Origin of the sequence: Ruegeria arenilitoris (assembly GCF_013032445.1) — a bacterium.
Lineage (GTDB): Bacteria > Pseudomonadota > Alphaproteobacteria > Rhodobacterales > Rhodobacteraceae > Ruegeria > Ruegeria arenilitoris_F.
Genome location: NZ_WQCA01000008.1, coordinates 176,732 through 187,147 on the forward strand (window position 1 = coordinate 176,732; position 10,416 = coordinate 187,147).

Here is a 10,416-nt window from a genome sequence, read left to right on the forward strand (position 1 = left end):
AAAGGATCAGGATGGTGGGAACAGAATAATGGTTTGCAAGGCCGTGCCCACCGGCCCTTCGGTGTCATACAGCACCGATTGAGACATCCCGATCCCCGAGGGCCGCCAATGACTGACCGATTCTGAGGCCAGCCAATCCGACACTGGCTCACGATGGATCTGGACGGTCAGGTCGGTGTTCATGAACCCCATTTCACTTGTTGGTGCGTTCCATGAAATGCCGTTGCCGCAATCGGCCAGCGGGCACAGGGCCTGGATCGGCGACGGAACCTCTCCCTCTAACAAGGCTGGGACTCGCATCCAGACCGTCTTGGGGCCCGCCCCCTGATTGCCGTCTTCCGGATACAGCACGTCGGAATGATTGGCGAAGCCGGGCAGATCATGGCGCACCTCGCCGATCGGAAACGGGCCGGACACCGCGTCCTCCAACCGGGGCGCAGCAATCGACACATTCGGAACGGGCCCCAGATCGCGTCGTGCCAAGTGCATGGTTGTGGCGGTGGCGCAGAGTCTGTCGTCCAGATCATGCACCGTAACCCGTGTGGTCGCCAGCGTCTTGGTGTGGCGCGTGGTTTCCGCCGCCACCCGCAGACCTGCCAAAGGTTGCGGCCGCAGCAGGTCAACCGTCAGGCGGGTCAGCATCTTCTCGGGACCGACCTCGGTTTCTGCCGCGCGCACGATCAGGCCGCTGACCGGCCCTGCGTGGCAGTGATCGGCAGACCACGGCCCGCGCGCCGGATCATTACCGACAAACGCGCCGTCATCGCGCAAGTGGAAATAGGCCGGACGGCTCTGCTCTGATGTCCCGCTCATGGACTGCCTCAAACGTTTTCTGCGTACCCGGTGCCAAGACCGGGCTTTACCTTCGGCCCGAGAATGACTTAGCTGCGGGGAAAATGTCCAGTTCGGTAACGGGGCATAGCGCAAATTTAAGCAGTGGGAGGTGCGACATGGCGTTGTTGATCGAAACCGGGTTGTCTGATTGGATCAGCGACAGCGATATTGCCCGTGATATCCTGCGGCAATACCCCGAAGCTGATGTGCGGACGCCGGCCACTTTGGGCGACCCCGCAGACATCACGATGGTTGCCGTGGTCGGCTTGAAAAACGACCACCCCGAGCGCCTGCCCAACCTGCAACTGGTGCAAAAACTGGGCGCCGGGGTCGAAACCATCGTCAGCAATCCCAACCTGCCAGATAATGTGCGCGTGGCGCGGTTAAAACCGGATGCGCCTGCTCAGGAAATCGCCGAGTGGTTCGTGGCCTATGTCCTGCGCCATCAACGTCACATGACCTTTCACGAGGCTGCCCAGCGCCGCGCGGAATGGCTGCCCAAAGCCCCCCTTTACGCACCCGAAACTGTGGTCGGAGTTCTCGGGTTGGGCCATATCGGCGCTCGCAGTGCCCGAATGCTGCGGGCAGTCGGATTTCAGGTGATGGGCTGGAGCCGCTCCCCCAAACAGATCGACGGCGTGACCTGTCTGCACGGTGATGCCGCCCTACCGGAACTGCTGGGCCAGTGCGACCACGTTTGCGCGATCCTGCCCTCGACCCCTCAGACCGTCGGGTTATTCGATGCCCGGATGCTGGCCGCGATGAAGCCCGGCAGCCAATTGTTGAACGCCGGTCGAGGTGATTTGATTGATGAAACCGCACTAATCGCTGCGCTGGACAGCGGTGCGCCGGGTCATGCGGTTCTGGATGTGACCTCGAAAGAACCCCTGCCCTCTGACAACCCACTCTGGGTGCATTCGGGCGTCACCATCACGCCGCATGTCTCCGGCTGGCATCTGGGCGAAGCTCTGGCAGATGTGGGTGAAAACTATCAGAGGCTAACCGCCGGGCAAGCCCTGCTGCACGAGGTCGACAGAGCGCGCGGCTACTGATCCCGGATTACGGCGTCAGGATCCAGTTGCCGCCTGCATCGCGGCAGCGGCGGGTCCTGACCTCTCGGGTCTGATCCGATCCTTCGGGCTGGATAAAGTGTTGCAGATGAACGCAATTGTCACGGACATCCCGGACACGGATCGTGCCTTTTGATCCGGTCGCGTCGTTCGCCCAGTTGCGCTCCTCACCAATACGGGGGGTCGCGCCCGCCAACATTGCATCGGCTGTCGCATTCACGACCTCAAAATCCGCAGGGGTCAGGCCCATTTCCGAGATGATTCGCGACAATGGCTTTGCCTGCGCGACGGTAACCGCGCCAAGAACAATAACCGCTGCCAGTGTAGAAGAAATCCAGGCTTTCATGATCGCCTCGCCTTGCTGAAAAAGATTTGCATTCAAGACTATACCGCCCGCGAACCGGGGCCAAGCCCTGTTGGACGACCTTCAAATTATCCCGAACAAACCTATCGCAACTCTGCCGCTAGGACCGGTGAGGCAATCCCCGCATAGTGCCTAAACCACCAAGCAGAGGCACCCGATGGCACATCCCACCTACTACGCGCCCACAGGCGGCCACCCCGGTCAGGATCAGCTTTTGACCGACCGCGCCATGTTCACCGAGGCCTATGCGGTCATCCCCAAAGGCACGATGCGCGACATCGTCACCAGTGCACTGCCGTTCTGGGAAAAGACCCGGCTTTGGGTGCTGTCCCGTCCCCTCAGCGGATTTGCCGAGACTTTTTCTCAATACATTATGGAGGTTCAGCCCGGCGGCGGCAGCAATCGACCCGAGACCGACCCGCAGGCGCAGGGCGTGCTTTTCGTTGTCGAAGGCGCGGTGACGCTGACACTGGGCGGCGCGGTGCACCAATTGGACACAGGCGGATACGCGTATATTCCAGCCGGTTCCGAGTGGACCCTGCACAACAACACCGAAGAAACCGCCCGCTTCCATTGGGTCCGCAAGGCCTATGACGCCGTCCCCGGCCTGCCCGCCCCCGATCCGATCATCACCAATGAACGCGACGTGACCCCTGTCGAGATGCCAGGCACCGAAGGTCGCTGGTCCACCACCCGTTTCGCCGATCCGCAGGACCTGCGCCACGATATGCATGTGAACATCGTCAATTTCGAACCCGGTGGCGTGATCCCCTTTGCCGAAACGCATGTGATGGAGCATGGCCTCTATGTGCTTGAAGGCAAGGCCGTCTACCGGCTCAATCAGGATTGGGTCGAGGTCGAGGCCGGCGATTACATGTGGCTGCGCGCCTTCTGCCCGCAGGCGTGTTACGCAGGCGGTCCGGGGCGATTTCGCTATCTGCTCTACAAGGACGTGAACCGGCACATGCCGCTGTCGTTGCCCAAACGCTGACGCCAAATCGGCTTTTTCCGACGCGGGGGTTCACAGAAGCGCTTTAATCTGGTGAAATAACACAGGTTTTTAGCACTGGAGATTGTTCAATGGTACTGCGCGGATCGATGCTGGCACTGGCAACTGTAGTTGGCCTGACGGCCCTAGAGGCGACCCCCGTTGCCGCCAAAGAGGAAACCAAATCGGTATTCGTCATGAGCCGCACCTGGGCTGTAACGCAGGTCTCTGACGCTCCGGTCGTCTATCGCGCAACCCGTGACAACAACAATCTGAACCCGTTTGGCCCACCGCCGCGCTTGCGCACCATTCAAGCGATGGCGGCCATTCAAGCGGCAACCGGGTGCAAGGCGATCAGGACCAGCATGTATCAGAACATCTCAGGCCAGTTCTTCTCGCAGGTCAGCTGCAACTAACCTCAGGTCGAAACGGGCATTGAGGTCAACGCAACCCGCTGCCATAGCTTGCGCATGAAACTTGCGATCAACGGATTCGGCCGGATCGGCCGCACGATTCTTCGGCAGCTGCTGGCTTTGCCGCAGGACAGTGATGTGGAACTGGTGCTGGTCAACGATATCGCGCCGCTGGAAACCTGTGCCTATCTGTTCAAATATGACAGCACTTTCGGCCCTTTTCCTGGCGCGGTCGAGGCCGGTAACGAGGCCCTCGTGGTGGACGGCCACAACATCCCGGTCACCCACAGCCCAGACCTGTCGCGCGTTGATCTGACCGGGGTCGATGTTCTGATGGATTGTACCGGCGTTGCGCGCACTTCCGACGTAGCCGGTCAGGGTCTAACCGCAGGGGCAGGCAAAGTGCTGATCTCCGGCCCCTCGCCGGCGACCGAGGTGACCATCGTTCTGGGCGCGAATGAAGGGCAGTTGGGCAATGCCCGGATCGTGTCGAACGCATCTTGCACCACCAACGGGCTGGCCCCGCTGGTAAAAGTAGTGGACGGAATCGCAGGCATCGCCTCGGCTCATATGACGACGATCCACTGCTATACCAACAGCCAGCCGATGGTAGACGCGCCGCGCGGTGATCTCGCCCGTTCCCGCGCCGGGGCCCTGTCCATGGTCCCCACCACCACCAGTGCAACGCATCTGATCGACGAGGTCATGCCCCACCTCGCAGGTCGCATCTCAGGCGCAGCTGTCCGCGTTCCAACCGCCAGCGTCTCCGCCGTTGATCTGGTCACGACCCTTGATCGTGGCATGTCCGCCGCCGAGTTTGAAACCGAACTGCGCAAAGCCGTCGCCCACTCTTCCGTTCTGGGCTGGACCGACCACCCGCTGGTGTCCTCAGATTTGCGAACCCGGCCGGAATCGCTGGTCATCGCGGGCCCCGAAACCCGCATGGTCGGAGATCGTCAGGTGCGTATCTTCGGTTGGTATGACAACGAATGGGGCTTTTCGGCACGAATGCTCGACGTCGCCCGCCTGATGGCAGAACCCTGACCCCTGCGAGACTTCAGCGGGCGGGCTTGCCCGCGCGCTGCCCGGCCCAACGGGTCCCAAGCATCTTAGATGCGCCCGGGACCGGGCGGGAGAGCGCCTCTACACAGACACCACATCATAGGGTTCGTCAAACCAGACCTCTTCCAAGTTTGCGCCCTCTCCGATCCGGTCGACAACGGCGAACAGGCCCGGAGCGTGCAACGGTGTCAGTACACCATGCCACGTGCCCCGATGGTAATTCACCGCCTGTCCGGGCGCGGTAACAAAAGCCAAAGGCGCACCCGGATGCCCGTCCACATCCGGCGCGACGATGACCAGAAACGGTTGCTGCGTCATCGGGATGAAGGCCTGACTGCCCTCGGGGTGTCGCTCGACCATATCCAGCCGATACGGAAAGCTGCGCGGATTGGCATTGAACAGGCTGATCCCCGCGCGCCCGTTAGAAAAATCCAGCCCCGCGCGGTCATGGTACCGGCCACACTGCCCCTGATTGATGATCTTGTCCGGCTCGCCTGCAACGTCCAGCGCATCCCCAAAGGGCGCAAAGGCTTCTGCGGTCAACGGCGCGGAAACGATCCGGCGGCTCATGCGGGCAAAACGTCCTGCAAACGGAACTCTGCGATCCGTTCGACCTGACGGCAGGCCTCGGCAAGTTCCGCATCCCGATCCTGTTCGATCCGCCGCTGAAACGCCTGTAGGATCGAGGCCTTATCGTGATCGCGCACAGCAATTATGAACGGAAAACCGAACTTCTCGATGTAACGCTGGTTCAAGTCGGTGAAGGTCGCACGCTCTTCATCCGTCAAAGCATCCAACCCCGCCGAGGCCTGCTCGGACGTGCTTTCCTGCGTCAACCGCTTGGCCTGCGCCAGCTTGCCCGCCAGATCCGGATGCGCGGTCAGCACACCCAGCCGCTCCTCATCCGAGGCCGAGCGGAACATCCGCGCCAACGCGTTGTGCAATCCCCCCGCCGTATCATGGGCCGGTCCAAGTTCCAGATCAAAGGCGCGTTCCGCGATCCATGCGGAATGTTCGAAAATGCCCCCATAAGCCGCGACAAACGCATCCCGTTCCATCTGCGATGGCTTCGGGTGCTTCACGGCAGGATGTTGCGCCACCCAGTGTTCAGCAATCTGCAACCGCGTCGCAAACCACACATCCGAGAACCCGCGCGCATAGTCCAGAAATCGCTTCAACGCCATCACCCGCCCGGGCCGCCCGATCAGGCGGCAATGCAGCCCGATCGACAGCATTTTCGGCGCACCCGCCTCGCCCTCGGCGTAAAACGCATCGAAGCTGTCTTTCAGATAGGTGTAGAACTGATCGCCCGAGTTGAACCCCTGCGGCGTGGCAAAGCGCATATCGTTGCAATCCAGTGTGTAGGGAACGATCAACTGATCCCGCCCGCCGGTCTGCAACCAATAGGGAAGATCATCGGCATAGGTATCGGCGACATAGTCAAAGCCGCCCTCTTCAGCCACCAGCCGAACGGTATTCTCGGAACAGCGCCCGGTATACCAACCACGCGGGCGTTCACCTACGACTTCTGTATGCAGCCGGATGGCCTCGTCGATCTGCGCACGTTCCTCATCCTCGGGCATGTCCTTATGCTCGATCCATTTCAGACCATGGCTGGCTATCTCCCACCCCGCCGACTTCATCGCCGCCACCTGATCCGGCGACCGGGCCAAGGCCGTCGCCACGCCATAAACTGTGATCGGCACGTCCTGCATCAAGCGGTGCAGACGCCAGAACCCCGCACGCGACCCGTATTCATAGATCGTTTCCATATTCCAGTGGCGCTGCCCGGGCCATGCTGCAGCACCCACGGTCTCTGACAGAAAGGCCTCGGACGCGGCATCACCGTGCAGAATGTTGTTCTCGCCGCCCTCTTCGTAATTCAACACGATCTGCACGGCCAGCTTGGCCCCGCCGGGCCATTTGGCGTCGGGTGGGTTGGCTCCGTATCCGATCATGTCACGAGGGTATCGAGGCGGCTGCATGGCATCTTCCGTTCTTGTGCGTTTCGTCAGCCTTAGCCCAGAAACGCGCGATTGATTATCAAACTAACCCGAACGCTGTTTCCGGTTCTTTCGGCATTTCCACTGTTTCGAACTTTGCGCCACACTGCGACAAACCTAAAGGCAAATCAAAGGAGATCCCCGTGGCTGGCTATCTGACAACCCACGTTTTGGACACGGCACGCGGCTACCCAGCCGAGGGGCTGCGGATCGCCCTGTTTGAGATCACCGGGGAAACCCGCCGCAAACTGGCGGAGTCTGAGACCAATTCCGACGGCCGCACCGACAGCCCGATCCTGCCGCAAGAAGTCTTCAAAACAGGTTCTTATGAGCTGGTTTTCTTTGCCGGAGACTACCTGAGCGCCACAGGTCAAACCGCCGAGGAACCACTGTTTCTGGATCAAGTGCCGATCCGCTTCGGCATGTCTGACGCAGATGCACATTACCACGTACCCTTGTTGCTATCGCCTTACGGTTACTCGACTTATCGGGGTAGCTGAACACTCCGCATAAGGCTCCCGCCCGTCGCCTGCCCCTGAAGGGCGCCTCCCGTTGGGCAAAGCGCCACGCCTTTCGGGCGTTCCGCGGTCCCAGTTTCACTTTCCCGTATCGCACACTCAAGCGCGACCGCGCCGAAGTCACCGCAGGCGAAATCCGCAAATCGCGGCTGGCAGCGGACATGCTGCCCAGTTCGTAGACACGAACAAAAGTGCGGATATTGTCGAGGCAGGGCATCTTATCGTTTTTCTTGATACGTTTTGACAATGTACGGAAATACCGAAAAAAACCCGTTTGCCTAGTGTGGCGATAACTTACCGGAGAGACCTCTCATGTTCGAATTCGCCGTGTTCTGGATTGGATAGCATTTGCCGTGCGCTGGCTGCACGTCATCACTGCGATCGCCTGGATCGGATTGTCCTTTTACTTCATCGCGCTGGATCTTGGCCTAAACCGCAATATCCCCGGCCCGGCGGATGGCGAGGAATGGCAGGTTCATGGCGGCGGTTTCTATCACATCCAGAAATACCTGGTCGCACCCGAGCGGATGCCGGACCACCTGACCTGGTTCAAATGGGAAAGCTATGCGAAGTGGCTCAGCGGTGCCGCGCTGTTGATGATCATCTATTGGGTCGGGGGCGAACTGTATCTGATCTACGCGGAAAAGGCCGATCCGGCGCTTTGGCAGGGAATTCTGATCTCGGCCCCATCACTGACCGTGGGCTGGCTGATCTATGACTTCCTGTGCAAGTCCGGGCTGGGAGAGCGCCCCACCCTTCTTATGGTGCTGCTTTTTGTCCTGCTGGTGGCAATGGGCTGGGGTTATGTTCAGATCTTCACTGGCAGCGCGATGATGCTGCATCTGGGGGCGTTCACCGCCACGATCATAACGGCAAACGTGTTCTTCACTATCATGCCGAACCAACGGATCGTGGTCGATGACCTGAAAAACGGCCGCACGCCGGACCCGAATTGCGGCAAGATCGCCAAGCTGCGGTCGACCCATAACAATTACCTGACCTTGCCGGTTGTGTTCCTGATGCTGTCGAACCACTACCCGCTGGCCTTTGCAACCGAATTCAATTGGATCATCGCCGCACTGGTCTTCCTGATGGGTGTCACCATTCGGCACTATTTCAACACCCGCCACGCCCGCGCAGGGAACCCGAAGACTACGAGGCGGTCATTCGCAGGTTCCGTAATGCCGGGTCCTGACCACAACATATCCCGTTAAATCGGTCGACCCTTCGAAATCTCTTTCCCTGCGTGGAAACTGATGCTCTAACATGAATGTAATCAACCGTTGCTTTGCATAAGACGGTGAAATTGATTTCGACTTGGGGCAGTTGGAGCCATTCGATGCGGGGAAAAAAGCCAAAGGGCTTTGTGAAATATTGCCTTATTGGTGCGATTGCCGCCTTGCCCTCTTCTTTGGCCGCGCTTGAAACCACGGTTTCCGCACCCGGCGCCCCGAAAGCTTTGATCGAACGCATTGAGGAGACGTCCTCGGTCGCCACCGCCGAAGACAGGGGACTGGACACGCCGCTCGAAATCCTGTCCGCAGCCTTGTCCGATTACCGCACCATTGTTCAGATTCTGTATGACGAGGGTTATTTCAGCCCGGTCGTCAGCATTAAGCTGGACGGGCAGGAAGCTGCTGACATGAGCTCGCTTACTGTGCCCAACGCAATCAACCGCGCCGTCATCACAGTGAACCCCGGCCCCACCTTCACCTTTGGCACCGCCGTTGTTGACCCCGTCGCGCAGGGCACCGTTCTGCCCGAAGAGTTTGCCCCCGGCAAGCTGGCCACGACCGGGGCTATTCAACAGGCGGCCTCGGCCGGGGTGCAGGGCTGGCGCGATATCGGCCACGCCAAGGCCGAGGTTGAAGGTCAAAAGGTTATCGCCCGCCACGCGCAGAGGCGTCTGGACGCCGAGATCGACCTTGCACCGGGTCCGCGTCTGACCTTTGGCAAGATGATCATCAAAGGCGACACGGATGTACGTCACCGGTCGATTGAAAAGATTGCCGGATTCCCCTCGGGCGAGGTGTTTTCACCGGCAAAGATACAGAAGGTCGGCACGCGTTTACGCCGCACCGGAACGTTTAGCGTCGTTTCGATCGAGGAACATGAGACGCCCAATCCGGATGGCACGCTGGATTTCGATGCCACGTTTGAAGACATGCCCAAACGCCGCCTGACCTTTGGGATCGAAGCGGCATCCAACGCCGGGCTGGACGTAACCGCGACGTGGACGCACCGCAACGTATTCCGCCGCGCCGAACGACTGAGGTTCGAAGCCGCGCTGCGAAACATCGGCGGAACCGAAGATCTGGATGGTCGTATAGGCCTGCGCCTGGATCAACCCGACCGTTTGGGTCCGGATGACAACACGTTTTGGAGCGCTTTGCTCGAGCGGCGCAACACCGAGAACTACAATGTGACCGTCGCTTCGCTGGCTTATGGTGCGCGGCGCACCTTTTCAGACAGGCTCTATGCAGAAGCCGCAGCCGGGTTCCAATGGTCTGACGCGGATGATGCATATGGCGATGGCCGCAAGTTCCGCTATTTCATCATCCCGTTCCGGTCGGAATGGGATGAACGTGACAGCAAAGTCAGCGCGACACGCGGGTTTTATCTGGATTCTCAGGCCATGCCATTTGCCGGACTGTCCGGCACACAGAATGGCATTCGGCTGTTCTTTGACGGGCGCGGCTATACCAGCCTGAATACAGGTGGGCGGCTGGTTCTGGCGGGCCGAGTCCAGTTGGGGTCTGTCATCGGCCCTTCTGCAAGCGGTGTGACGCCGGACTTCCTGTTCTTCTCGGGTGGTGCAGGAACCGTACGCGGGCAGCCCTATGAAAGCCTTGGCATCCCGGTCAACGGCGGTGTCGCGGGGGGTAAGTCCTTTCTGGGACTATCCGGCGAAGTTCGTGGAAAAGTCACCGAGGCAATATCCCTTGTCGGGTTCTACGATTTCGGTACCGTGGACACATCGTCCTTTATCGGCAGCGATGCCGAGTATCATTCAGGTGCCGGGCTTGGGGTCAGGTATGATCTGGGCGGGTTCGGCCCGCTGCGTCTGGACCTGGCCTTGCCTGTTCAGGGCGATACTGGCGATGGATTGCAGTTTTATATCGGGATCGGGCAGGCATTTTGATACGGCGTTATTCATATCCTGT

The 10,416-nt window shown here is 59.9% G+C and carries 11 protein-coding genes and 1 pseudogene; 7 read left to right on the forward strand and 5 right to left on the reverse strand.

Going from position 1 to position 10,416, the window contains the following annotated elements; translation table 11 throughout:
• Positions 1–6: 6 nt before the first annotated feature.
• Entirely contained in the window at positions 7–813 is an 807-nt protein-coding gene (locus GOW98_RS13510; RefSeq protein ID WP_170332849.1) for a thioesterase family protein, read from the reverse strand.
• 137 nt (positions 814–950) lie between these two features.
• Between GOW98_RS13510 and GOW98_RS13515 the strand changes: the two genes are divergently transcribed.
• A complete protein-coding gene (locus GOW98_RS13515) occupies positions 951–1,886 on the forward strand; it encodes a 2-hydroxyacid dehydrogenase (RefSeq protein ID WP_170332851.1) in 936 nt (311 codons plus the stop codon).
• 7 nt (positions 1,887–1,893) lie between these two features.
• Here the strand turns inward: GOW98_RS13515 and GOW98_RS13520 are convergent, their stop codons facing one another.
• Complete coding sequence (locus GOW98_RS13520; protein WP_170332853.1) at positions 1,894–2,250, reverse strand: hypothetical protein; 357 nt, start codon at positions 2,248–2,250, stop codon at positions 1,894–1,896.
• Between the two features lie 175 nt (positions 2,251–2,425).
• Between GOW98_RS13520 and GOW98_RS13525 the strand changes: the two genes are divergently transcribed.
• The 3 genes from GOW98_RS13525 (at position 2,426) to GOW98_RS13535 (ending at position 4,713) form a co-directional block, all read left to right on the forward strand.
• The gene (locus tag GOW98_RS13525; RefSeq protein WP_170332855.1) at positions 2,426–3,259 is read left to right on the forward strand and encodes a bifunctional allantoicase/(S)-ureidoglycine aminohydrolase; all 834 of its coding nucleotides are present in this window, start codon (positions 2,426–2,428) and stop codon (positions 3,257–3,259) included.
• 89 nt (positions 3,260–3,348) lie between these two features.
• A complete protein-coding gene (locus GOW98_RS13530) occupies positions 3,349–3,672 on the forward strand; it encodes a hypothetical protein (protein ID WP_170332857.1) in 324 nt (107 codons plus the stop codon).
• Positions 3,673–3,726: 54 nt separating this feature from the next.
• Positions 3,727–4,713, forward strand: coding sequence for a type I glyceraldehyde-3-phosphate dehydrogenase (locus tag GOW98_RS13535; protein WP_170332859.1), 987 nt, complete (start codon positions 3,727–3,729; stop codon positions 4,711–4,713).
• 99 nt (positions 4,714–4,812) lie between these two features.
• Here GOW98_RS13535 and GOW98_RS13540 read toward each other — a convergent pair whose 3' ends face one another.
• Both GOW98_RS13540 and puuE read right to left on the reverse strand, forming a co-directional pair.
• Positions 4,813–5,301, reverse strand: coding sequence for an ureidoglycolate lyase (locus GOW98_RS13540; RefSeq protein WP_170332861.1), 489 nt, complete (start codon positions 5,299–5,301; stop codon positions 4,813–4,815).
• Positions 5,298–6,716: an allantoinase PuuE gene (gene puuE, locus GOW98_RS13545; protein ID WP_170332863.1), complete on the reverse strand. Its 1,419-nt coding sequence runs from the start codon at positions 6,714–6,716 to the stop codon at positions 5,298–5,300. The genes GOW98_RS13540 and puuE overlap by 4 nt, the downstream gene beginning before the upstream one ends.
• Positions 6,717–6,877: 161 nt before the next feature.
• Between puuE and uraH the strand changes: the two genes are divergently transcribed.
• Positions 6,878–7,234: a hydroxyisourate hydrolase gene (gene uraH, locus GOW98_RS13550; protein ID WP_170332865.1), complete on the forward strand. Its 357-nt coding sequence runs from the start codon at positions 6,878–6,880 to the stop codon at positions 7,232–7,234.
• 123 nt (positions 7,235–7,357) lie between these two features.
• Here uraH and GOW98_RS25785 read toward each other — a convergent pair.
• A pseudogene (locus GOW98_RS25785) lies at positions 7,358–7,469 on the reverse strand (helix-turn-helix domain-containing protein); the annotation flags it as partial.
• 136 nt (positions 7,470–7,605) lie between these two features.
• On the opposite strand from GOW98_RS25785, the gene GOW98_RS13555 reads away from it, so the two are divergent.
• Together GOW98_RS13555 and GOW98_RS13560 are read left to right on the forward strand one after the other, a co-directional pair.
• Complete coding sequence (locus GOW98_RS13555) at positions 7,606–8,466, forward strand: urate hydroxylase PuuD (protein ID WP_367646844.1); 861 nt, start codon at positions 7,606–7,608, stop codon at positions 8,464–8,466.
• 125 nt (positions 8,467–8,591) lie between these two features.
• On the forward strand, positions 8,592–10,394 hold the full coding sequence (locus tag GOW98_RS13560; protein WP_170332867.1) for an autotransporter assembly complex protein TamA: 1,803 nt from the start codon (positions 8,592–8,594) through the stop codon (positions 10,392–10,394).
• The last annotated feature ends 22 nt before the right edge of the window (positions 10,395–10,416 follow it).